The sequence below is a fragment of the Blastomonas sp. genome (assembly GCF_030373265.1).
Taxonomy (GTDB): Bacteria; Pseudomonadota; Alphaproteobacteria; order Sphingomonadales; family Sphingomonadaceae; genus Blastomonas.
This window is the reverse complement of the sequence record NZ_JAUCZC010000002.1, coordinates 195,459-217,313: the sequence shown is the minus strand read 5'-3', so window position 1 is coordinate 217,313 and position 21,855 is coordinate 195,459. Positions and strand designations below refer to the sequence as shown.

Annotated in this window: 21 protein-coding genes, 1 pseudogene and 1 riboswitch; of the genes and pseudogenes, 10 read left to right on the top strand and 12 right to left on the bottom strand. The window is 63.8% G+C overall.

What is annotated here, in order from left to right:
- Positions 1 to 384 (bottom strand): annotated as a pseudogene (locus QUV11_RS02165) (hypothetical protein); the annotation flags it as partial.
- A gap of 4 nt (positions 385 to 388) precedes the next feature.
- Complete coding sequence (gene thiC / locus QUV11_RS02160; RefSeq protein ID WP_300880308.1) at positions 389 to 2,293, bottom strand: phosphomethylpyrimidine synthase ThiC; 1,905 nt, start codon at positions 2,291 to 2,293, stop codon at positions 389 to 391.
- A gap of 42 nt (positions 2,294 to 2,335) precedes the next feature.
- Positions 2,336 to 2,441: riboswitch (TPP riboswitch) on the bottom strand.
- 1,420 nt (positions 2,442 to 3,861) lie between these two features.
- Between thiC and QUV11_RS02155 the strand changes: the two genes are divergently transcribed.
- On the top strand, positions 3,862 to 4,656 hold the full coding sequence (locus tag QUV11_RS02155) for a TIGR00266 family protein (RefSeq protein WP_300880307.1): 795 nt from the start codon (positions 3,862 to 3,864) through the stop codon (positions 4,654 to 4,656).
- Between the two features lie 12 nt (positions 4,657 to 4,668).
- Here the strand turns inward: QUV11_RS02155 and QUV11_RS02150 are convergent, their stop codons facing one another.
- Both QUV11_RS02150 and QUV11_RS02145 read right to left on the bottom strand, forming a co-directional pair.
- Positions 4,669 to 6,087 carry a hypothetical protein gene (locus tag QUV11_RS02150; protein ID WP_300880306.1) on the bottom strand — a complete coding sequence of 473 codons (1,419 nt, stop codon included), beginning with the start codon at positions 6,085 to 6,087 and terminating at the stop codon, positions 4,669 to 4,671.
- A 39-nt stretch (positions 6,088 to 6,126) separates the two neighbouring features.
- The gene (locus QUV11_RS02145; RefSeq protein WP_300880305.1) at positions 6,127 to 7,047 is read right to left on the bottom strand and encodes a MipA/OmpV family protein; all 921 of its coding nucleotides are present in this window, start codon (positions 7,045 to 7,047) and stop codon (positions 6,127 to 6,129) included.
- Between the two features lie 393 nt (positions 7,048 to 7,440).
- Here QUV11_RS02145 and QUV11_RS02140 point away from each other — a divergent pair, with 393 nt between their 5' ends.
- The 4 genes from QUV11_RS02140 (at position 7,441) to QUV11_RS02125 (ending at position 10,648) form a co-directional block, all read left to right on the top strand.
- Positions 7,441 to 9,033, top strand: coding sequence for an isocitrate lyase (locus QUV11_RS02140; protein ID WP_300880323.1), 1,593 nt, complete (start codon positions 7,441 to 7,443; stop codon positions 9,031 to 9,033).
- Between the two features lie 141 nt (positions 9,034 to 9,174).
- Positions 9,175 to 9,558: a VOC family protein gene (locus QUV11_RS02135; RefSeq protein ID WP_300880304.1), complete on the top strand. Its 384-nt coding sequence runs from the start codon at positions 9,175 to 9,177 to the stop codon at positions 9,556 to 9,558.
- A 102-nt stretch (positions 9,559 to 9,660) separates the two neighbouring features.
- On the top strand, positions 9,661 to 10,203 hold the full coding sequence (locus tag QUV11_RS02130) for a hypothetical protein (RefSeq protein WP_300880303.1): 543 nt from the start codon (positions 9,661 to 9,663) through the stop codon (positions 10,201 to 10,203).
- 40 nt (positions 10,204 to 10,243) lie between these two features.
- Positions 10,244 to 10,648: a DUF2177 family protein gene (locus tag QUV11_RS02125; protein ID WP_300880302.1), complete on the top strand. Its 405-nt coding sequence runs from the start codon at positions 10,244 to 10,246 to the stop codon at positions 10,646 to 10,648.
- Positions 10,649 to 10,751: 103 nt separating this feature from the next.
- Here QUV11_RS02125 and ung read toward each other — a convergent pair whose 3' ends face one another.
- The 8 genes from ung to QUV11_RS02085 all read right to left on the bottom strand — a co-directional run bounded on the left by ung (position 10,752) and on the right by QUV11_RS02085 (position 16,352).
- Positions 10,752 to 11,459, bottom strand: coding sequence for a uracil-DNA glycosylase (gene ung, locus QUV11_RS02120; RefSeq protein WP_300880301.1), 708 nt, complete (start codon positions 11,457 to 11,459; stop codon positions 10,752 to 10,754).
- Between the two features lie 46 nt (positions 11,460 to 11,505).
- Positions 11,506 to 12,261: an SDR family oxidoreductase gene (locus QUV11_RS02115; RefSeq protein ID WP_300880300.1), complete on the bottom strand. Its 756-nt coding sequence runs from the start codon at positions 12,259 to 12,261 to the stop codon at positions 11,506 to 11,508.
- A complete protein-coding gene (locus QUV11_RS02110; protein ID WP_300880299.1) occupies positions 12,258 to 13,442 on the bottom strand; it encodes an acyl-CoA dehydrogenase in 1,185 nt (394 codons plus the stop codon). The genes QUV11_RS02115 and QUV11_RS02110 overlap by 4 nt, the downstream gene beginning before the upstream one ends.
- A 150-nt stretch (positions 13,443 to 13,592) precedes the next feature.
- Entirely contained in the window at positions 13,593 to 13,943 is a 351-nt protein-coding gene (locus QUV11_RS02105) for a hypothetical protein (protein ID WP_300880298.1), read from the bottom strand.
- Positions 13,940 to 14,509: a hypothetical protein gene (locus QUV11_RS02100; RefSeq protein ID WP_300880297.1), complete on the bottom strand. Its 570-nt coding sequence runs from the start codon at positions 14,507 to 14,509 to the stop codon at positions 13,940 to 13,942. The genes QUV11_RS02105 and QUV11_RS02100 overlap by 4 nt, the downstream gene beginning before the upstream one ends.
- Positions 14,506 to 14,814 (bottom strand): PadR family transcriptional regulator, encoded by a 309-nt coding sequence (locus tag QUV11_RS02095; protein WP_300880296.1) that lies wholly within the window; start codon positions 14,812 to 14,814, stop codon positions 14,506 to 14,508. The genes QUV11_RS02100 and QUV11_RS02095 overlap by 4 nt, the downstream gene beginning before the upstream one ends.
- Positions 14,815 to 14,943: 129 nt before the next feature.
- Positions 14,944 to 15,279, bottom strand: a complete 336-nt coding sequence (locus QUV11_RS02090; RefSeq protein WP_300880295.1) for a hypothetical protein — start codon at positions 15,277 to 15,279, stop codon at positions 14,944 to 14,946.
- Between the two features lie 305 nt (positions 15,280 to 15,584).
- The gene (locus tag QUV11_RS02085) at positions 15,585 to 16,352 is read right to left on the bottom strand and encodes a cold-shock protein (RefSeq protein ID WP_300880294.1); all 768 of its coding nucleotides are present in this window, start codon (positions 16,350 to 16,352) and stop codon (positions 15,585 to 15,587) included.
- 693 nt (positions 16,353 to 17,045) lie between these two features.
- Here QUV11_RS02085 and QUV11_RS02080 point away from each other — a divergent pair.
- The 5 genes from QUV11_RS02080 (at position 17,046) to rpoN (ending at position 21,636) form a co-directional block, all read left to right on the top strand.
- Complete coding sequence (locus QUV11_RS02080) at positions 17,046 to 17,663, top strand: ribonuclease D (RefSeq protein WP_300880293.1); 618 nt, start codon at positions 17,046 to 17,048, stop codon at positions 17,661 to 17,663.
- 66 nt (positions 17,664 to 17,729) lie between these two features.
- Positions 17,730 to 18,371 (top strand): LPS export ABC transporter periplasmic protein LptC, encoded by a 642-nt coding sequence (gene lptC, locus QUV11_RS02075; RefSeq protein WP_300880292.1) that lies wholly within the window; start codon positions 17,730 to 17,732, stop codon positions 18,369 to 18,371.
- 77 nt (positions 18,372 to 18,448) lie between these two features.
- Positions 18,449 to 18,964 carry an LptA/OstA family protein gene (locus QUV11_RS02070; RefSeq protein ID WP_300880322.1) on the top strand — a complete coding sequence of 172 codons (516 nt, stop codon included), beginning with the start codon at positions 18,449 to 18,451 and terminating at the stop codon, positions 18,962 to 18,964.
- Between the two features lie 307 nt (positions 18,965 to 19,271).
- Complete coding sequence (lptB, locus tag QUV11_RS02065) at positions 19,272 to 20,054, top strand: LPS export ABC transporter ATP-binding protein (protein ID WP_300880291.1); 783 nt, start codon at positions 19,272 to 19,274, stop codon at positions 20,052 to 20,054.
- A gap of 34 nt (positions 20,055 to 20,088) precedes the next feature.
- Positions 20,089 to 21,636 carry an RNA polymerase factor sigma-54 gene (rpoN, locus tag QUV11_RS02060; RefSeq protein ID WP_300880290.1) on the top strand — a complete coding sequence of 516 codons (1,548 nt, stop codon included), beginning with the start codon at positions 20,089 to 20,091 and terminating at the stop codon, positions 21,634 to 21,636.
- The last annotated feature ends 219 nt before the right edge of the window (positions 21,637 to 21,855 follow it).

The window sequence follows — 21,855 nt, the reverse complement described above, 5'->3', positions numbered from 1 at the left end:
GATGCCTTCGAGCAGTTTCGCCTCGGACTTGTTGCTCACCGTGATGCGGCGGACGGTGCCTTCCTCGACGATGGCATAGGCGCCGGGCCAATCGGGCGCGCTGATCGTGGTGCAGCCGTCGGAAATCTGCGCGCCGCGCGCGGCCCAGGGCGAGCCTGAGGGCACCGGCTTGCCGATCGTCAGGCCGCCAAAGCCTTCGAGCGTCAGCGGCTGCGTGCTGGCGATGGGAGGTGTCGGCGGGACTGAACCTGCCGCCGGCTGCTCGTCGGTCACGACCGGGGTCGCAGCGGCAGGCTCAGGCTCGGCGCGCTCGGCTGCGGGCTCGGACCCGCAGCCTACGAGCAGCAGCGCCGCCAGCGATGCGCCGACCAGCGCGGTTTTCACATGCTCAATCATGTTCGCGGTCGCCCGCGCCCAGATACAGCTCGCGGCCCATGTCCTCGTACAGCTGGCTCATCTCGGCCATGCCCTTGAGCGCGGCTTCCTTGCTGGCCGCTGCGGTTTCCGCGCCGCTCGGGCCGGTGGCGATGAAGCCTTCGACCCCCTGGTTCTGCTTGGTGGCGAAGTCGCGCACCTCCTGGCTGATCTGCATCGAGCAGAACTTGGGCCCGCACATCGAGCAGAAATGCGCAGTCTTGGCGCCTTCGGCGGGCAAGGTCTGGTCGTGATACTGCTCGGCGGTGTCGGGGTCGAGCGACAGGTGGAACTGGTCGCGCCAGCGGAACTCGAAGCGCGCCTTGCTCAGCGCATCGTCGCGCACCTGCGCCGCCGGATGGCCCTTGGCGAGATCGGCGGCGTGCGCGGCGAGCTTGTAGGTGACCACGCCGACCTTGACGTCGTCGCGATCGGGCAGGCCCAGATGCTCCTTGGGGGTGACGTAGCAAAGCATCGCGGTGCCGTACCAGCCGATCTGCGCCGCGCCGATACCGCTGGTGATGTGGTCGTAACCCGGCGCGATGTCGGTGGTGAGCGGGCCCAAGGTGTAGAACGGCGCCTCGCCGCACACCTCGAGCTGCTTTTCCATGTTCTCCTTGATCTTGTGCATCGGCACATGGCCGGGGCCCTCGATCATCACCTGAACGTCGGATTTCCACGCGCGGTGGGTGAGCTCGCCCAGCGTATAGAGCTCGCTGAACTGTGCCTCGTCATTGGCATCGGCGATCGATCCGGGGCGCAGGCCATCGCCCAGCGAATAGGCGATGTCGTACGCCTTCATGATCTCGGTGATCTCGTCAAAATGCTCGTAGAGGAAGCTTTCCTTGTGATGCGCCAGGCACCATTTCGCCATGATCGAACCGCCGCGCGAGACGATGCCGGTGACGCGCTTGGCCGCCATCGGGATGTACGCGAGGCGGACGCCGGCGTGGATGGTGAAATAGTCGACGCCCTGTTCGGCCTGTTCGATCAGCGTATCGCGGAAAATCTCCCAAGTCAGCTCCTCGGCGACGCCGCCGACCTTTTCGAGCGCCTGGTAGATTGGCACGGTGCCGATCGGCACGGGGCTGTTGCGCAGAATCCATTCGCGGGTGTCGTGGATGTTGCGGCCGGTGGAAAGGTCCATCACGGTGTCCGCGCCCCAGCGGATCGACCAGACCATCTTGTCGACCTCGGACGCGACGTTCGAGGCGACCGCGCTGTTGCCGATATTGGCGTTGATCTTGACCAGGAAGTTGCGGCCGATCGCCATCGGCTCGCTCTCGGGGTGGTTGATGTTGCTGGGGATGATCGCGCGGCCACGTGCGACCTCGTCACGGACGAATTCAGGGGTGACGTAATCGGGGATCGACGCGCCGAAGCTGTTGCCGTCGCGCGTGTATTCGGCGAGGCGCTCGCGGCCCAGATTCTCGCGCTCGGCGACATATTCCATCTCGGGGGTGATAATTCCGCGGCGGGCATAATGCATCTGGCTGACGTTCATGCCGGGCTTGGCGCGAAGCACCTGCTTGCGGACGTTGGGGAAGGCGGGGACGCCCCCCGAGCGGTCGGGGCCGAGCTGGCCGTTGTCTTCGGGCTTGACCTCGCGCTGGTCGATCACCTCGACATCGCCGCGGTTCCAGATCCAGTCGCGACGCAGTTCGGGAAGGCCAGCGGAGATATCGATATGCGCGTCGGCGTCGGTATAGGGGCCCGAGGTGTCATAGACCCGCACCGAAGGCTCGCCGCCGGCCAGATCGATCTCGCGCATCGCGACGCGGATGCCGCTGCCCGATTTGGTCGCGACATGCACCTTGCGGCTGCCGCGAATGGGGCCGGTGGTAACGCCGATTTCGGTGCGTGCGTGGATATCTGCCATTATGGACTCTCCTTGGGGGGCGGAGAGCGGATGCGGTTCTTGAATGAAGCCCGCTACCCTCCCTCCGCCGGTATCAGCCGGTTCAGGTTCAACGGGTCGTGGGGCGCAACGCCCACCTCTCAGCCGCTCGGCTCCCCGGGGATGGGGGGAGATTAGGCCGCTCTAAGCGTTAAGGCTAGCAAAATTCTGACCCGTGTTCTCATCAGCGGGCTCTCAGTGTCGATCCCGACGAGGCACCAAGTACCGTGTCGCGACAAAAAGGGAGAGCGCCGAAGCGCTCTCCCCAGGTGTTCGAAAAATGCTGCCCCTTAGGACTAGTACTTGCTACGAAAGTGCGCCCGGACGTGTTCGACACGTCCGAAGCGAATGCGATAATACGCGTGGATGAAGATCATCAGACCCTCCATCGCATGATGTGGGTTGTATCCGGTGGCCGATGGTGCGATTATTCGTTTTGCACACGTATCGCGGGCCATCGGCCCCGGTTCGGAACGCCGCCTTAACGGGCGGCGTTTTCGTTTCCGCTAGATCATGGTCCCATTGTTTTTGCTCCATCGCTGCCCGGCTTTCCGGGTTGACGGCAACAATCTCGCACTGACCAATTAGGCCATCAATTTAATCCGACATTAGACCAGAGCTAGGCCAATAATATTGGATTATTACCCAGTTTTCGGGGGTTTTCCGCGGCTTTTCGCGCCTCTAAAAATCCGGAATTGCACCAGAAATGGATGCTTTGGGATTTTTAAGTTCGGCCGAAACTGCTTCGCTGCAGCCCATGCTTCTGATTCTGACATAACGTCGCCCCAACCATGGGCGATTGCCTTGGCGAGTCGCATGTTTTCGTTTGCGCTTACTGGCTTGAGGTCATTAGCAGTACCCGCACCCACAGGGCCGGTATCCAGTGGTGGGGTAGGCCCGGGTCCTCCGAACTCTATAGGCGGAGGCTTGCCTGAGAAACTCTCAGGGTCAAATCGTATGTCAAAGTACCGCTCTTTGGCTTCGCGGTGATTTGCCCAGAGGTCGCTTGGCGGTGCGTCAACCACCAAACATCCAGTTCTCCAAAAACGGTACTCGTCGTTTTGCATCATCCGTCGCCAAGCCCCGGCGGGGACGAGAGAAAAAGGAACCACAACGGCCAAGTCAGGTCTCAGCTGTGACGTGCGTGCCACAGCTATGACCTGGCCAGCCCGAAGTTGCTCAACTATTTTCCAAAGTTCTGTAGAATCAGCAAGGTCCGCGTCGAGAGCATCGACGGCCTCAAGTGGCGTAAACCACTTATCGTTGAAGTCGCTTTCACTTGGAGGTTGCCAATTACTCATTCCCGCTCCGGTTGGGTTCCGGCATGATAGCGGGGAAGCACACCGAAGTGCTGCGCTTGTCGGATGGCCGTCTTATACCCGCGCATGCATCATGCCGGGTTCGCGCGCTGGGTCAATCAGGTATATAGGCCCCATCCGTGAGGGATGCTGCAACGCCCCCTAGGCATTACCCCCTGTGACCCGCCGCATTGCAGCTGTCACATCCCCACGATAATCTCCTGCCACCCAACACCATCAGGAGAGAACCCCATGCCCGCGCACGAAATCGACTTTGAGATCAAGGGACAGGAACTGCAGTTCGTCGAGATCGAGCTCGATCCCGGCGAGAGCGCGGTGGCGGAAGCCGGGGCGATGGTGTGGAAGGATTCCAGCATCGAGATGACCACGGTGTTCGGCGATGGCAGCGCCAACCAGGGCAGCGGCATCATGGGGGCGCTGCTCGGCGCGGGCAAACGGCTGGTCACCGGCGAGAGCCTGTTCACCACGGTGTTCACCCACAACGGCACGGGCAAGGCGCGCGTGGCGTTCGGGGCGCCGACGCCGGGCAACATCCTGCCGATCGATCTGACCCGCTATAACGGCAAGCTGATCTGCCAGAAGGACAGCTTTCTGGCCGCCGCCAAGGGCGTGTCGATCGGCGTGCACTTCCAGCGGCGCATCCTCACCGGGCTGTTCGGCGGCGAGGGCTTCATCATGCAGAAGCTCGAGGGCGATGGCATGGTGTTCGTGCAGATGGGCGGCGCGCTGATCGAGCGCGAGCTGGCGGCGGGCGAGGAGCTGCATGTCGATACCGGCTGCGTCGCCGCGTTCACCTCGGGCGTGGATTTCGATCTGATCTCGGCAGGCGGGATCAAGTCGTCGCTGTTCGGCGGCGAGGGGCTGTTCTTTGCGCGGCTGCGCGGACCCGGCCATGTGTGGATCCAGTCGCTGCCGTTCTCGCGGCTTGCCGGACGGATGCTGGCGGCAGCGGGCAGCCGCGGCGGGCAGAACCGCGGCGAAGGCTCGGCGCTGGGATCTCTGGGGGACCTGATCAGCGGCAACTGAGCCGGGGTCGCGTCAGGGTCCGGAGGGTCCTGGCTGCTCGGCAACATCGACCCCCGCCTGTTGCAGCATCGCATCGATCTGCCGCGCGGGGTCGGTCAGCTTCTGCCGGGTCATCGCGGTGATCGCGGCCAGCGTCGGCGCGCTGAGCCCGGTGCGGCGCGCGGTGGCGAGGAAGCTCGTGCCGCTCCACGCCGTCCCTGCGCGCACCGTGGCGAAGAAGCTGCGGTTGACGTCGTGCAGGCCTTTTGCCCCGCCCGACCCGCGCCGGACATCGGCGTCGATCGCCAGCGCGATCAGCATGCCGCACTGATAGTGCAGATCGAACTTGCCCGCGCGCGTCGCCATATTGAGCGGCACCTGCGACAACCCTGCAGCGCAGACCTTGCGCGCCTCGGCGATGCGCCGGATGACATAGGCGCGCTCGGTATCGCTGCGGCCGCGCATCACCAGCGCCGCCATCGCGTCGGCACCGCCTTCGTGGGTCCAGGCTTCCGAATCCGGACCGATAACGTCATTTGTGCCGGCGCGCTGGAAGAAGTGCGCGGCCTCGTGCGCGAAGAACCAGTCGAGCCACAGCACGTCACCCGGCACGATCGGCTTGCGCCAGCCATCGCCGTAGAGATGAATGAACACCTGGCCCGGCAATGTGCCGCCCTGGCTCGACAGGCTGGTCCCTGACGGCGGCTGTGGATCGAGCGACACGTAGAGCTCGGGGGTGATCGCAAGCTGGCCATAGATCGCGGCGAGTTCGCGCATCGACTGGGGCAGCGATTGCAGCAGGTGGTCGCGCAGCGCGGGCTGCAGCTCGGGGTCGACGATCGCCAGGAAGCCCGAGGTGGTGACCGGCTCGGCCGTGCCGATATAGACGTTGGTTCCTTCCTCGCGGCTGATGAAGGTGGCGCTGTTCGCGGTGCGCTTGCCGCCGACGCCGATCGTGGCGCCAGGGGCGGCGATCGAGATGGCCAGTGGCTCGGTGCCTTTGCAGGGCAGCGATGGGCAGGTCTGGAAATGGCCGGAATACAACAGCAGCCCGCCATCGCTGAACGGCGAAAACGGGGCATAGGACTTTTCGAGCGAGCGGTACTGAACCGGGATGTTGAACGCGAGGTCCGCGAAAGGCTTGCCGTCGGTGCGCTCGATGCGTTCGCCATCTTCTTCGCGCACCCAGCGGAACCCGGCGGTTTCCGGCTGCCAGTCCATGGCACGGTAGCCATCGAGCTGGGGGGCGAAATGCAGCGCGCGTGCAGGCCGGGCAAGCCGGTATTCGGCGCGGATGGGCCGGTCCGATGTGGCATCCGGTGACCGGGTGATGTGGAGGCTGACAGGCGGCGGGGATACTGGCTTGGCAACCTGGGCATGGCCGGGCCCGATTGGACCTGCGACTCCCGAAACCGCCAGAGCCAGCGCAGCCCATGAGATGCTCCTGCGCATCGATCCCCCGTCCTTTTCAGCCCGATCCGTACGACATGGTCAGAAGGTGTAGGTCAGCCCGGCGCCGCCGAAATACTGGTTGGCATCGCCGCGGATGCTGACGATCGGGCTGTCGGCGGCATCGCCCTGCAGCCGCGAATAGCTGCCCAGCACGAACACGCCCCAGCCGCCGTCGAGCGCATCGCCCGACAGGTCGAAGCCGAGCAGCGCGCTGGCACCCAGCGACTTGAGGCCGCCGCCGGCGCGATAGGCAGGCAGTCCCGATGCCGCGCTGCCTGCCGCATCGATGGTGAAGTAGTAATCGGCGAAATCGCGGTCGATCAGATCGCCCGAGACCGAAAGGTTGATCACGCCCTTGGTGCCGAGCAGCTTGTTGTAGCTGACCGACGGGGTGACGATCGCGCCCGAATGCGCGCCGGCGATGTCGTGCAGCGCATCGACCTGAAAGGTCAGGCTGTCGAAGCGGTCGAAGATGCGGTTGACCTTGAAGCCGCCGCTCGCGCCGACCTCCACCGCAATGTTGCGGTCGCCGAGCTGCTTGACGACGGTATCGCGGATACGACCGACGCGGTCGAAGCGCGCGCGGATGATGGGCCCTGCAATGTATTCGACCTTAGGGAACAGCGGGTCCTTGACCAGATCGACGAACAGCCCGGGTCCGCGCGCGGCGAAGGCATAGCCCTTATAGTTGCCCTGGATGACCGGCGCCGGAAAGAAGACATACTGGTTCGATCCCTCATAGCTGGGGACCAGCCCGGCACCCAGGCCGACCGTCATCGTAAATTCCTGCGCGAACACCGATTGCGACAGCCGGGCTCCGAAGGCTAGCAGCTCCAACTCCTCGTCGGTCGGGCCATAAGGGCGCGCAGCGGTCGTCTGCGGCCGCGCGGTGACGACCACCGCGGGTGACGGCGCGTCTTGAGCCGCCGCCAGATTGTCGACGGCAGCTCTGTCGGGCATGCTGTCTTGAGCTACGGCAGGGGAGGCCGCGCTCGCAAGCAATGCGAGGGTCAGAAATGATCTGGTCAGCATGGTGAGGTATCCCGTGATTGTGCAGCTGCACGCTGGGCAAACGCGCCTTGGCTGCGAATGTTGCATTGCAACAGATTGCGGCACGATTTTGGCAAGAGTGATGCAGGATCGATCCGCGCTCATCATCGCCGCAAATGTCACGAAATTGACATTATTACAAAGTGTGCGGTGCAGCATGACACGGTGCGACACGACAAAATCGACTATTCCTTGGGTCAGAATGGCGATCGGGCGTATTTCAACACCAGAAGCTGTCAATTTGTGACACAGCCTGAGTCGCCTGAGCTTTATGTTCAGGCCAATTCGCACGAGGAAGACCCGATGCCTTATACCGACCAAATCCGCGCAAACGAGCAGCTCATTGGTGGCAAGCAGGGCCGCTGGACCGGCATCGATGCCGAATCGGTGGCGCGCATGCAGCTGCAGAACCGCTTCCGCACCGGGCTCGATATCGCGCGCTACACCGCCAAGATCATGCGCGAAGACATGGCTGCCTATGACGCCGATTCGTCGCAGTACACCCAGTCGCTGGGCTGCTGGCACGGCTTCATCGCGCAGCAGAAGATGATCGCGATCAAGAAGCATTTCGGCACCACCAAGCGCAAGTACCTGTACCTATCGGGCTGGATGGTCGCCGCGCTGCGCAGCCAGTTCGGTCCGCTGCCCGACCAGTCGATGCACGAAAAGACCAGCGTCCCCGCGTTGATCGAGGAACTCTACACCTTCCTGCGTCAGGCCGATGCGCGCGAACTCGATCTGCTGTTCAGCGGCATCGACAAGGCGCGTGCCGCTGGCGACAGCGCCAAGGAGCAGGATCTGCTCGCACAGGTCGATAGCTTCCAGACCCACGTCGTGCCGATCATCGCGGATATCGATGCAGGGTTCGGCAATGCCGAAGCCACCTATCTGCTCGCCAAGAAGATGATCGAGGCCGGCGCCTGCGCGCTGCAGATCGAAAACCAGGTCTCGGACGAAAAGCAGTGCGGCCACCAGGACGGCAAGGTCACCGTGCCGCACGAGGACTTCCTCGCGAAGATCCGCGCCTGCCGCTATGCGTTCCTCGAGCTGGGCGTCGAGGACGGCATCATCGTCACGCGCACCGACTCGCTGGGTGCGGGCCTGACCAAGCAGATCGCGGTCAGCAACGAGCCGGGCGATCTCGGCGACCAGTACAACAGCTTCCTCGATTGCGAGGAAATCGACCCCGCCACCGCGCGCAACGGCGATGTCATCCTCAACCGCGACGGCAAGCTGATGCGTCCCAAACGGCTGCCCAGCAACCTGTTCCAGTTCCGCGAAGGCACCGGCGAAGACCGCTGCGTGCTCGACAGCATCACTTCGCTGCAGAACGGTGCCGACCTGTTGTGGATCGAGACCGAAAAGCCGCACGTCGAGCAGATCGCTGGCATGATGGACCGTATCCGCGAGGTCGTTCCAAACGCCAAGCTCGTCTACAACAACTCGCCGTCGTTCAACTGGACGCTGAACTTCCGTCAGCAGGTCTATGACGCGATGGTGTCCGAAGGCCTCGACGTGTCCGAGTATGACCGCGGCGCGCTGATGGATGCGAAGTATGACGATACCGAACTCGGCATCGCCGCCGACAAGCGCATCCGCACCTTCCAGGCCGATGGCGCCAAGCGCGCAGGCATCTTCCACCACCTGATCACGCTGCCGACCTATCACACCGCAGCGCTTTCGACCGACAACCTCGCCAAGGAGTATTTCGGCGAGGCGGGCATGCTGGGTTACGTTCTGGGCGTGCAGCGTCAGGAGCTGCGTCAGGGCATCGCCTGCGTGAAGCACCAGAACATGTCTGGCAGCGACCTCGGCGATGCGCACAAGGAATATTTCGCTGGCGAGGCCGCGCTGAAGGCCGGCGGCGTCAACAACACGATGAACCAATTCGGATAATTCGGATGCGGCAAACGTACCGATAGAGTTTTCCTGGGGAGGAAAAGGAACAACCCGCCGGCGGCAACGTCGGCGGGTTTTCTTTTGGGTCCGCTCGGCGTATCCTGCGCTCGCGTAACGCTGGCAGAAGGAGTTTTCCGGATGGCAAGAGTGCTTGGCCTTGGCGGGCTGTTCTTCAAGTCGGCAAATCCGGCGGCGACCTGCGCATGGTATGCCAAGGTGCTGGGGATGAACTTCGGCGAGTGGGGCGGGGTGGTGTTCACCCCCGATGCCGCCGCCGCGCATCCGGGTGCGGGCACGGTGTTCTCGCCCTTTGCCGCCGACACGGATTACTTCGCGCCGTCGGACAAGGAGTTCATGTTCAACCTGATGGTCGATGATCTCGATGCGATGCTGGCGCAATGCGCTGCGCACGGGGTGGAGCCGGTGAAGCTGTTTCCGTCCGAACCCAACGGCCGGTTTGCCCACATCTTGGATCCCGACGGCCGCAAGATCGAGCTTTGGCAGCCCGCGCCGATGGCATGACGATGGCTGCATCCGGTATTGCTAGCCCCGCGTAACTCGGGCAGTCAGTCCAAGAGGGGGGCCCTTGATACCATGCGTAACGTGCTGTTTTGCTGCCTAGTTTTGACCACCGCTGTTTCGGCCGCTGCTCCGGTCGCCGCGCAGGATGCGCCGGTCGATCTGGTCGCGGCCCGCGCCTCGTTGACCGGGGCATGGCAGGGTACACTGGAATATCGCGACTACACCGCCGACCGCTGGTTCGGCATCCCGGTGAAAACCCGCATCGCCGATCAGGGTGACGGCGCCACCACCATCCGCTCCTCCGATTTCGACGATGGCCCCAAGGTGGGCAACGTCCGGATCACCTCGGTCGAACTGTTCGATGCGGCGGCGAGCACCGTTTCGGTCGGCACCTTCCGCAAGGGCCGCGCCGCAGAGGTGATGACCTATGCCGTGCGGATCGCCCCGGGCTCGCGCGATGCGACCCACTGGACGATGGTCGAGGAAGCCGCAGGCAGCGACAACAATCGCCCCGCCACGTTGCGGCTGACCACATTTCGCGACGGGGACCGGGTGGAGACGCTCAAGGAGGTTGATTTCCTCGACGACGACAAGAGCGAGTGGCTGGTCCGCAACCGCACCCGGCTCACCCGGACGGGTGAATAGCGCGCGTCCTACACTGTCCCGCTGAAACGAAGGGCTTATCATGCTTCGCTATTCCGCCGCCTATCTGTTCACCGGCCTCGCCTTTGCGCTGATCGACAGCGTCTGGCTCAAGACGATGGCGCCCAGATTGTACCAACCAATCCTCGGCGACATGCTCGCGGCGTCGTTCCGGCTGGCGCCCGCGGTGGTGTTCTATGTGCTGTATATCCTGGGCATCCAGATCTTCGCGGTCGCCCCCGCGCTCGCCGATGGTCGCTGGCAGACGGCTTTGGTCAACGGCGCGATGCTCGGGTTCTTCTGCTATATGACCTATGATCTCACCAACCAGGCGACGCTGGCGGTGTGGAGCACCAAGATCACCGTGCTCGATATCATCTGGGGGACGTTTCTCACCGGATCGTCGGCGCTGGCGGGCTATGCGCTGACCCGCACGATATTCAAATAACCGTCATTCCCGCGAACGCGGGAATCCCGCTTTTTCTAGGCGTTTGCGCAGAAGCGGGACCCCCGCCTCCGCGGGGGTGACGAAGGAACGGTCCGCGAGCGGATCAGTTCTGGCTGGCGGTCGGCGGCAACCGCCAGTCGATTGGCGCCAGCCCGTGCTCTTCCAGAAACGCGTTGGCCTGGCTGAAATGGCCGCAGCCCAGAAAGCCGCGATGCGCGCTGAGCGGTGAGGGGTGCGGCGCCTTCAGCACCAGATGCCGCGCATCGACATTCGCCGCCTTCTTCTGCGCATGGCTTCCCCAGAGCAGAAACACCACCGGGTGCTCGAGTGCATTGACCCGCGCGATCACCGCGTCGGTGAACCTCTCCCAGCCGCGCTTCTGGTGCGATCCGGCCTCGCCCATCTCGACGGTGAGCACCGCGTTGAGCAGCAGCACGCCCTGCTGCGCCCAGTGTTCGAGAAAACCGTGCGCAGGCGGTGCGATCCCCAGATCGCGCTCGAGCTCCTTGTAGATGTTGATCAGCGAGGGCGGCGGCCGCACCCCGGGTTGCACGCTGAAGCACAGGCCGTGCGCCTGTCCGGGTCCGTGATAGGGATCCTGCCCCAGGATCACGACGCGCACCTGATCGGGCGGGGTCAGGTCGAGCGCGCGGAACCACTGGCTTCCCGGCGGAAAGATGCGCGCACCCGCCGCCTTGCGATCGAGCAGGAATTGCTTGAGCTCGGCCATATAGGGCGCGGCAAATTCTTGCCCCAGCGCATCGCGCCAGCCGGGGTGGATCTGCGGGGATACAGGGGCGGTGCTGGTCATGTGGCTGCTGATGCCCGCCCCGGCCCGGTCCGGTCAAGCTGCCAGGCTAAAGCGAACCCACCAGATGCCCGCCGTCGACGGTGAGGATGCTGCCGGTCATGAAGCGGCTCGCGTCCGAGGCGAGCAGCAGCAGCGGGCCATCGAGATCGGGCAGTTCGCCAAAGCGGCGCATCGCGATGCGCTTGCGCAGCGGTTCGCCCGCCTCGCCCGAGAGCTGGTCGCGGTTGATATCGGTGAGGAAATAGCCCGGCGCGATCGCGTTGACGCGGATGTTGAACCGAGCGAGCTCCATCGCGAGCTGCCGCGTCATGTGCAGCACGCCTGCCTTCGACATCGCATAGGGGCCGGTGCCCGCTGCGGTCTGAAACCCGGTGATCGACGCGGTGTTGATGATGTTGCCGCCGCCTGAATCGCGCATCACTTTGGCCGCCTCGGTCGCGACGTTCCACGCGCCTTTGAGGTTGGTGTCCATCACGAAGTCGTAATCCGCCTCGGTCTGGTCGAGCGCGCGCTTTGTCACCGCAACGCCTGCGTTGTTGATGCAGGTGTCGATCGCGCCTGCGGCTTTGACGCCATCGCGCACCGAGGCGAGGTCGGCGACATCCATCCGCACCGCGCTCGCGCTCCCGCCAGCCTGGGTGATTTCGGCGACCAGCGCCTCGAGCGCCTCGAGCCTGCGCGCCGCGACGACCACGTGCGCGCCGCACTTGGCCAATACGCGGGCGAAATGCGCGCCGAAGCCTTCGCTCGATGCGCCGGTGACCAGGATGCGCTGGCCGGTCAGGTCTGCGTTGAGCGTCATCCGGCGGCTCCCTCTGTCGCATGCTTGTGGTCGCGCTTGATCTTCTTGGCGAGCGACCATTTGTGCACTTCGGTCGGGCCGTCGTATATACGGAAGGCGCGGATTTCGCGGAACACCTGTTCGACGATGGTATCGCCGCTCACCCCCTTGCCACCCATCACCTGCACGCAGCGATCAGCGACGCGCATCAGCGCTTCGGACACCGCGACCTTGGTCATCGAGCTTTCGACCGTGCCGAGTTCGCCGGTGTCGAGCACGCCTGCGCACCACGCGATCATCAGTTCGGCCTGTTTGAGGTCGATCAGGTTTTCCGCCAGCATGAAGCCGACGCCCTCGTGATCGACCAAAGGCTTGCCGAAGGCGTGGCGGCGGCAGGCGTAATCGCTGGCGATTTCGTGCGCGCGGGAAGCGGCACCATACCAGCGCATGCAGTGCGACAGCCGGGCAGGGGAGAGGCGAACCTGTGCGTATTTGAAACCCTCGCCGCTGTTGCCCAGCATCTGGTCGGCGGGCACGCGCAGGTTGTCGATGGCGATGATCGCATGGCCGCCGGGCATCGAACTGTCGATGGTGTCGAGCACCCGCTCGATGCGGATCGCCGGATCGGGCAGATCGACCAGGAACATGCACGCGCCGTCCTCGGACTTGGCCATCACGATGCCGACCTTTGCGCCCTCGGCTCCGGTGATGAACGCCTTGCGGCCGTTGATCACCCAATGGTTGCCGTCGAGCTTGGCGGTGGTCTGCATCATCGACGGGTCGGAGCCCGCGCCGCCCTCATCGGCCGGTTCGGTCATGAAGAACGCCGAGCGCGATTCGCCGGTGACGAGCTGATCGAGGAACCGCGCCTTCTGCTCGCCGCTCGCCATCTTGCCCAGCAGATACATGTTGCCCTCATCGGGCGCGGCGGTGTTGCACGCGACCGGGCCAAGCGGCGACAGGCCTGATTTCTGCAGCACGATTGCGGTCTGCGCCTGGGTAAGGTGGCGGCCATCGGCCAGGATATGCGGCGTCATCACGCCTGCGTTGCGGGCGAGGCCACGCATCTCGAGCACCAGATCCTCCGAAGGCCCATGCGCGCCGCAACGCGGGTCGCGTTCGTACGGCGCGATCACATCGCGAACGAAGCGCTCGACCTTCGCGGCAATGGCATCGACTTCGGCGGCGGACAGGTCGGACATGAATGGGGACTCCCGGATGCTGGATGTGCTGCACCCGGGTAACCAAGCCGCCGCGCTAATCAACTGGTTAAATTGCAGGGTGCGCAACGATTATCGTTCCCCTGCGAAGGCAGGGGCCCATCTCCTGACCGATCCTCCAAGCGCGATCGCCTATCCGGCAAGCGCCCGCTCGGATCGACGCGCCAAGGTGCATCCTGCCAGACCAAGGAAAACGGCCCCGCCGACGATCACTTGCGGCCCCGGAAGAACCGACCAGGCCGCCGCGAAGAACCCGGCCATCATCAGGTTGATGGCCAGCATCGCCCATGCATTGCGCGGGTCAGGCGACGTCAGGCCGACGGCATTGGCCGCACTGGCGATGACGATCGCAAATCCCGAGCCCAGGAACCACAAGGCGTCGAGCGTCCAGCTGGCATAAGCCAGCGGGGTCAGCGAGATATGCGCGGCGCCCAGCAGGCCGGCCACCGACAGGAAGGTCCAATTCAGGCGGCGGGCGGTCATTGACCAGTCGCCTGTCTGATCGCAACCAGACGCGGGATCGCAAACGCGATCCCCAATGCCAAAAGCAGCGTGGCGATGTCCTCCACGATCAGCGCGAAATAGAGGGCATTGACCGCAGAATAAGGCAGCAGCAACTTGATCGCCAAGGCGCTCAGGCCCAGCACCGCCAGCAGCGGAGCACCCAGCCCAAGCACTGCCCTGAACCCGAAGCGTGCCGTGGCAAGCGCGCCGAATGCGAATGCTGCGGCGATCGAATAGCCGAACATTTCCGGACCTGCAGCATCTGCCGACGACATGCGTCCTGCAAACCAGAGGTTCAATGCTGCCCAGGCCAACGCCCCGAAGACGAGGGTCAGGTGGGTCGATGCCAGGATGAAGGCGGGCGAGGCGATGCGGGTGCGAACGGCGGTCGTCAGGCACCCGATGGCAAAGCGTTGCACCGACGCATCGGGGACATGATCGATTTCCGCTGCCATCGCCTCCAACCAGTCCGCCCGCTCCCGGGGAGCGACCCTGATTGCCAGACGGAGCAGGGCCTGCGCACGTGATCTTTTGGGTGTGGTCATACTGCAAACCCCTGCATGTTCGTTGTCGCTGATGCGTCTGGCGCGAGTACATCCCGGGCCATCCGCAGGCCCGCTGCCGTCAACCGATATGCGTGCCGCGCAGGCCGTCCTTCGTGCGGCGATGAGACCCACTGTGATTCCAGGCTGCCCTGATCGCACAGCCGCATCAGCATGGGATAAAGCGTCCCCGATGCGATGCCTGCCTTTTCCATCAGGTCATAGCCATGATGCCAATCGGACGGGCGTTCGAGCAGCGCCGTCAGAACGGCACCGGTCTGTTTCGAGATGTTTTTTCGTCTTGCCATCCCATTTATCTACATATGTAGAGTTTGTGCGGCAAGCGGTAAATCGATGCGTGTAAACTTCGCGTGTACAGCCGCATCATGATGGGTAGTCACTATGGATTTGTATGCCCTTCGGGCAGGGCCCGGGGGTCACTCAGGAGACGGCCCGCGCGCCTTCCAGCACAGGAACCGGGCGTTCTTCGTGGAGTTCATCCCCTGCACGTCAAAGCCGGGTAATGATTGCAGGCGTGCGAGTGCCGTCTCTTCGCCCTTTGCCATCTGCGGGAACGCAACCCTGGTTTGACCGGTGCTGTCGTTCAGAATCCACCAAACGTCGCATCCCCAAGGGCCGTTGTCGTTTGTCTCCACATAGACCGCTGCAAGGTCAGCCATCCTGATTCGCTGCTCTGATTGCTTAGGCGCTCGGCAGACAAGGACGTCGTCGTCCGTCATTTCGACAGTGAACTGCTCTTCAATGTGCTTCATCGCATTGTGCTGCCCTGATCCTGGTGCTCAAGCAATCTTGGCTCGCGCTAACCGCGTCACCTTCACGCCGCCATAGTCCCCGTCTTAGGCGGGGCAATCCTGCTGACATTGATTGCCTTCGCAGCCAGTGGCCGGGATAGAGCGCGAAGCTGGTGTCCAACTTGATGGCCATCAGTGATAATCCTCGAGGTCACAATCAACATGCGATCGCTCCGCAGGTAACACAACAAAAAACCCCGCCGCGCCAAAAGCGCGGGCGGGGTTTTCATGTCTCGCATCCCGGCCTTATGAGGCCGAGCGCCGGATCAATCGTGGTGCGCGACCAGATTGACGGCGGAGTGCTTGCCGCGGCGGTCGACTTCGAGGTCGAACTCGAGCCGGTCGCCCTGGTTGAGCGTGCTCATATTGGCGCGTTCGACCGCGCTGATGTGAACGAACGCATCGGGCTGGCCGTCGTCGCGGGTGATGAAGCCGAAGCCCTTCATCGAGTTGAAGAACTTGACCGTTCCGGTTGCACGCTCGCCGGTGAGTTCCCGGCGGGGCGCTTCGCCGCGCGGAGCGCCGCGATCACCACCACGGTCACCACCGCCGCCGCTGTCGGATACGGGGATCAGCTCGCCATCGACCTTGAGGTCGCTGGCAGACACCTTGCCGCCGCGATCGACGAGTGTGAATTCCAGGCCCTGGCCCTCGGCGAGGTTGGAAAGACCGGCGCGCTCGACCGCGCTGATGTGGACGAACACGTCTTCGCCGCCATCATCGCGCTGAATGAAGCCGAAGCCCTTTTGCGCATTGAAGAATTTGACCTTGCCCTTGGCTTCGCCGACCACCTGGGTGGGCATGCCGCCAAAGCCGCCGCTACGAGGTGCGCCGCCGCCAGCGCCGCCACCCGGACCGCGCGGGGCACCGAAGCCGCCGCCGCCAGCAGGCGCGCCATATCCGCCGCCGCCACCGCCGCCGAAGCGGTCACGGTCACCATATGCAGGCGGAGGCGAAAATGCGTCGAAATCATCCTCGCCAAATCTGTCGCGTTTGTCCCGGCCCCTGCCGCGCCGACCCCTGTCAAAACTCATGCCGAATTATTCACTTTCAATATCGTCCTGGATCATGTGCTCAAGAACAAGGCGGACGTGAACCTTGTCGCTCAACTGTTGGAACTCTTCGTGCGGGCCCTTTCAGCATCGAGCAATCCGCCGCAAATACGCACCAAAAACCTTAACTTACCCTAACCTTCATCAGCATCTTCCGGTGATCTTTCGACAATCAGACCGGGATCAACTGATCAAAAATCTGTGGACAGCACACAATTGCTGCCGGGGGCACAACAAAACAGGCCCGGCAATCGCGTACTTCCAGGTGATTCTCTTAGCCCAAATCCTGTGGCATGGCGAACAATAAATGGCCCATGTGCAAGGCCTGACCGTGCAAATATGCCAGTCTGACCCATAGTAAGCGCAATGATGGGCATGTCCGGCAGCTGCAGGCCGTGAAATTTCGCCAACGCGGGCGTTTGCAGGCCTTGCCAGACCCTGGTCGGTGCGGCAATTGGGGCCCGACGGCCAGGATCCTTCGGCTTTTGCGCGACTCCACGCCTCCAGCGCAGTTCTCCCGCAGGTTGCTCACCGCGTGAGGGCCTTCGTTCCTGAGGGTTATATCTATGCCGCGAAGGGTTTTTCTGCGATGGTCGCGACCCTGAACGTCCTGTCCTGCAGTGGTGGGACAATGAAACACGGCATTTCGCCGGCAGACACCAATTGCGAGAGTGCATGACCGTATTTTTCCACGAATCCGACCTTCCTGCCGATGTTCTTGCCCCCGGGCCCGTGGCGGTCGATACCGAGACGATGGGGCTGGTGACGCCGCGCGACCGGTTGTGCCTGGTTCAGATTTCGGACGGTCGCGGCGACGAGCATCTGGTGCGGTTCATGCCCGGCAGCGATTATGCCGCGCCCAATCTGCGCAGCGTCCTGGCTGATCCTGAGCGCCTGAAGCTTTATCACTTCGCGCGTTTCGATCTCGCCGCGATCCAGCACTATCTCGGCGTGATGGCAGCGCCCGTGTTCTGCACCAAAATCGCATCACGCATGATCCGCACGTACACCGACCGGCATGGGCTGAAGGAACTGGTGCGCGAGGTGCTGGGCCGCGAACTCAGCAAGCAACAGCAGTCGAGCGACTGGGGCGCGCCCGAAATCAACGAGGCGCAGCGCGATTATGCCGCCAGCGACGTGCGCTTCCTGCACGCGCTGCATGCCGCGATGGATGCCCGGCTGGTGCGCGAAGGCCGGCGTGAGCTAGCGCAGGCCTGTTTCGATTTCCTGCCCGCGCGCGCACAGCTCGATCTGGCAGGCTGGCCCGAAATTGATATTTTCGCGCACGCTTAATATATCGCGCCAGACACCAAGGCGCGGGGGGTCCCCCGGCGCGCTCCCGAAAGGCCTGAAGGCACCATGACCGAACGCGCCGACATCATGCGCACCCGTCGCCAGCTGTTTGCCGCCCCCGGCAGCAGCCATGACCGGCTGGTGCGGCTGCTGGGCATCATCCTGCCCTCGGCGATCGGCGTGCTGGTCGCGTTTCTCGCGCTCGCGCCTTTGCTGCGCAACACCGAGGTCAGCTTCCTGCTCGACAAGAACCAGGTCGATATCGCGCGCGAGCGGATGCGGGTGACGCAGGCGCTGTACCGCGGTCAGGACAGCGAAGGGCGCCCGTTCTCGCTGCAGGCAGGATCTGCGGTGCAGCAAAGCTCGCGCAATCCGGTGGTGCAGCTCAAGGATCTGGCCGCGCGCATCCTGCTGGCGGAAGGCCCCGGCGTGCTCGAAGCCGGGCAGGGCACCTACAACATGGACAGCGAACAGGTGTCGATCGTCGGGCCGGTGCAGTTCAACTCGTCCAATGGCTATCGCATGGTGACGCGCGATGTCGATATCGATTTGCCCGAACGGACGATGGTCAGCCGGGGAGAGGTTACCGGTCGCTTGCCGACTGGCACTTTCCGCGCCGACCGGCTAAGGGCCGATCTTGCCAATCGCACGGTCACGCTGGAAGGCCGGGCACGGCTTCGGATGACTCAGGGTGGATTGGGCCAGTGACGAGCGGAGATACGGGATTGACCAAGCGGTTTTCAGTCAAGGCTTCGGCGCTGGCGCATCGCCGGTTGTCCGGTGGAATTGCCGGTGCGTTCAGCCTTGCCGTGCTGGCTCTGGTGCCGGGTAGCGTCACCGCGCAATCGCTGATGAACCACAACAGCAACGCGCCGGTCGATTATGCCGCCGATCGCATCGAATTGCAGGACCGGGCCAACCGCGTGTTGCTGTCGGGCAATGTCGATATCACCCAGGCCGGCCTCAGGCTGCAGGCGGCGCGGATGACCGTGGCCTATCGCAATGCGGGCGGGATCGAGATCGAGCGCATCGACGCCAACGGCGGCGTGGTCGTCACCAAGGGTGAAGAGCGCGCCAGCGGCAATGTCGGCATCTATGATTTCAACCGTCGCATCATCACACTCGTCGGCGATGTCGCATTGCGCCAGGGCGGCAACACCCTCAACGGCGGGCGGATGGTGATCGATCTGACCACCGGGCGCTCGACCGTCGATGGCCGCACGGCAGGCGGCGCGCCTGGCCAGACCGGCTCTGCAGGCGGACGCGTTTCGGGAACGTTCGCGGTTCCGAACCGGGATTGACCCTAAATCCTCCCCGAGCTTGTCTCGGGGAGGGGGACCGCTGGCCGTAGGTCAGTGGTGGAGGGGAAGCGGGGTAGCGCACCGGTCGAGCATCGCGCGATCTTGCTGCCCCTCCACCACCCGCTACGCGGGCGGTCCCCCTCCCCCAGCAAGCTGGGGGAGGATTTCAACGCTTGTCGCGCCCGCCCATGCATAAATCCTGCCAACACGCGAATATCGCCGGTTTTCATCGTAATGTTCCATGCTATGGGAGAGGAAACCCAAAGCGGCGCTGACAGCTGCTGTTTAAGTTTGCAGGAATGTTGCGATGAACGATGTAGCCCCCCTTGGCCTGCTCAGCGGCACTGCTGCCGACCCCGCCTTGTCGAGCGACGGCCTCAACGTCGTGTCGATCGCCAAGAGCTATGACAAGAAGGTGGTGCTGTCCGATGTGTCGCTGCACGTCGCCAAGGGCGAGGTGCTTGGCCTGCTCGGCCCCAATGGCGCGGGCAAGACCACCTGCTTTTATTCGATCATGGGGCTGGTGAAGCCCAATTCGGGCCGCATCATGCTCGACGGCGTCGATATCACCCCGCTGCCGATGTATCGCCGCGCAATCCTGGGCCTGGGCTATCTGCCGCAGGAAACCTCGATCTTTCGCGGCATGACGGTCGAACAGAATATCAAGGCGGTGCTGGAACTGGTCGAGCCGGAGGCAGAGGCACGCGCCGCGCGGCTGGAGACTTTGCTCGAGGAGTTCGGGCTGACCCGGCTGCGCGAGTCTCCGGCGATGGCATTGTCGGGCGGCGAGCGCCGACGCTGCGAGATCGCCCGCGCACTTGCCGCCAGCCCCTCGATCATCCTGCTCGACGAGCCGTTCGCCGGCATCGACCCGCTGTCGATCGCCGACATCCGCGATCTGATCATCGAGCTCAAGTCGCGCGGCATCGGCGTATTGATCACCGATCACAACGTCCGCGAAACGCTCGACATCGTCGACCGCGCCTGCATCATCTATGACGGCAAGGTGCTGTTTGCCGGCACCCCCGAGGCGCTGGTGGCCGACGAGAATGTCCGCAGGCTGTATCTGGGCGAAGGCTTCGAGCTGTGATCACGGCCAATGCGGGTGAAAAAGGGCTGATCTGATGGCGCTCGGCCCGCGCCTTGACCTGAGGCAGAGCCAGTCGCTGGTCATGACGCCGCAGTTGCAGCAGGCGATCCGGCTACTGGCTTTGTCGAATATCGAGATCGAGACGTTCATCGGCGAGGAGCTCGAGCGCAATCCGCTGCTCGAACTCGGCGGTGAGGAGCCCGGCGGCGAGGCCGCCGCGAGCGGGGTGGACGCTGCCTATGATGCGCCTGCCATGCCTGCAGGCGATGGCGATCCGGTTGGCAGCGACGAGCTGATCGGTGCCGGAATGGGCGAGACCGACCGCCCGCTCGACATCGATCTGGGGGGTGAGGTCTTTCACCATGATTGTGCCAGCGATGGCCCCGAGCGGGTGCCTGGCGAGGCGAGCGGCGGGCTCGATGGCGCGCTGTCGCTCAACGACATCTCAACCGGGGCGGGCGCCGACCGGGATGGATGGGAAGATTCGCTCGAATACGACCTGACCCTGCGCGAACATCTGCACGCGCAGGCCGGGATAGCGATGTCGGGGGTCACCTTGTTCATCGGCCGCCATCTGATCGAACTGATCGACGAGAACGGCTATCTGCGCGGGGATCTGCTTCAGGTGTCGCATCAGCTGGGCGTGCCGCTGGGCGAGGTGGAAGCTGCCCTGGCGGCGATCCAGACACTCGATCCCACGGGCGTCGGGGCGCGCGATCTGGCCGAATGCCTCGCGCTGCAGGCCAAGGAGGCCGACCGCTACGATCCTTGCATGGTGCAGCTGATCAACAATCTCGATCTGGTGGCGCGCGGCGCATTGCCCCAGCTCAAGCGCTTGTGCCGGGTCGATGACGAAGACCTCGCCGACATGATCGCCGAGCTGCGTCAATATGACCCCAAGCCGGGCAGTCGCTTCGGCGGTTCCAGCGTCGATACGGTGGTCCCCGATCTGTTCGTGCTCGAACGCGAGGGCAAATGGGCGATCGAGATCAACAGCGCCACGCTGCCACGGCTGCTGGTCAACCGCTCCTATCACGTCTCCCTGAGCGGCGGGCGGCACGATGCCAAGTCCAAGGCCTGGCTCAGCGAGTGCCTTGCCGAGGCCAACTGGCTGGTCAAGGCGCTCGACCAGCGCCAGCGCACGATCATCAAGGTGGCGAGCGAGATCGTCAAGCAGCAGGAAGGCTTCTTCCGCAAGGGAGTCACCCAGCTGCGCCCGCTCACGCTGCGCAGCGTCGCCGACGCGATCGAGATGCACGAATCGACCGTCAGCCGGGTGACCAGCCACAAATATCTGAGCTGTGCGCGCGGGCTGTTCGAGCTCAAATACTTCTTCACCAGCGCGATCCAGGCGACCGACGGCGGCGATGCCGTCTCCGCGTCTGCGGTGAAGAGCCACATCAAGACGCTGATCGACGAGGAGGATGGCAAGAACATCCTGTCTGACGATCAACTGGTCGATCTGCTCAAGGAACGCGGCTTCGACATCGCGCGGCGGACGGTGGCGAAATACCGCGAGGCGCTGGGGCTGGGCTCATCGGTGCAACGCCGCCGCCAGAAGAAGCTGCAGGGCGCGCGGTAAATTCTCTCCCCTCCCGCAGGCGCGCCTGTTTGGCCTCTCCCTTGATGGGAGAGGCAGCGAGACTTGGTGGCTTTGCCACCTAGTCGCAGCGGTGAGGGTGATGGTGCGACTGCGTGCAAGGGCGCACCGTCGGAGCATTAGCTCAATCCGGAGAGCTCACCCCCACCCAACCCTCCCCCATCGAGGGGGAGGGCTTTAACCCCTCCCGCAAGCGGTAGG

Coding starts and splice junctions, on each gene's coding strand:
- QUV11_RS02110 (WP_300880299.1), bottom strand. CDS start 13,442: ATGTCCGACCTGTCCGCCGCCGAAGTCGATGCCATTGCCGCGAAGGTC.
- lptC (WP_300880292.1), top strand. CDS start 17,730: ATGACCGAACGCGCCGACATCATGCGCACCCGTCGCCAGCTGTTTGCC.
- QUV11_RS02100 (WP_300880297.1), bottom strand. CDS start 14,509: ATGACCACACCCAAAAGATCACGTGCGCAGGCCCTGCTCCGTCTGGCA.
- QUV11_RS02140 (WP_300880323.1), top strand. CDS start 7,441: ATGCCTTATACCGACCAAATCCGCGCAAACGAGCAGCTCATTGGTGGC.
- ung (WP_300880301.1), bottom strand. CDS start 11,459: ATGACCAGCACCGCCCCTGTATCCCCGCAGATCCACCCCGGCTGGCGC.
- QUV11_RS02155 (WP_300880307.1), top strand. CDS start 3,862: ATGCCCGCGCACGAAATCGACTTTGAGATCAAGGGACAGGAACTGCAG.
- QUV11_RS02085 (WP_300880294.1), bottom strand. CDS start 16,352: ATGAGTTTTGACAGGGGTCGGCGCGGCAGGGGCCGGGACAAACGCGAC.
- QUV11_RS02145 (WP_300880305.1), bottom strand. CDS start 7,047: ATGCCCGACAGAGCTGCCGTCGACAATCTGGCGGCGGCTCAAGACGCG.
- thiC (WP_300880308.1), bottom strand. CDS start 2,293: ATGGCAGATATCCACGCACGCACCGAAATCGGCGTTACCACCGGCCCC.
- rpoN (WP_300880290.1), top strand. CDS start 20,089: ATGGCGCTCGGCCCGCGCCTTGACCTGAGGCAGAGCCAGTCGCTGGTC.
- QUV11_RS02090 (WP_300880295.1), bottom strand. CDS start 15,279: ATGAAGCACATTGAAGAGCAGTTCACTGTCGAAATGACGGACGACGAC.
- QUV11_RS02150 (WP_300880306.1), bottom strand. CDS start 6,087: ATGCGCAGGAGCATCTCATGGGCTGCGCTGGCTCTGGCGGTTTCGGGA.
- QUV11_RS02080 (WP_300880293.1), top strand. CDS start 17,046: ATGACCGTATTTTTCCACGAATCCGACCTTCCTGCCGATGTTCTTGCC.
- QUV11_RS02115 (WP_300880300.1), bottom strand. CDS start 12,261: ATGACGCTCAACGCAGACCTGACCGGCCAGCGCATCCTGGTCACCGGC.
- lptB (WP_300880291.1), top strand. CDS start 19,272: ATGAACGATGTAGCCCCCCTTGGCCTGCTCAGCGGCACTGCTGCCGAC.
- QUV11_RS02135 (WP_300880304.1), top strand. CDS start 9,175: ATGGCAAGAGTGCTTGGCCTTGGCGGGCTGTTCTTCAAGTCGGCAAAT.
- QUV11_RS02125 (WP_300880302.1), top strand. CDS start 10,244: ATGCTTCGCTATTCCGCCGCCTATCTGTTCACCGGCCTCGCCTTTGCG.
- QUV11_RS02105 (WP_300880298.1), bottom strand. CDS start 13,943: ATGACCGCCCGCCGCCTGAATTGGACCTTCCTGTCGGTGGCCGGCCTG.
- QUV11_RS02095 (WP_300880296.1), bottom strand. CDS start 14,814: ATGGCAAGACGAAAAAACATCTCGAAACAGACCGGTGCCGTTCTGACG.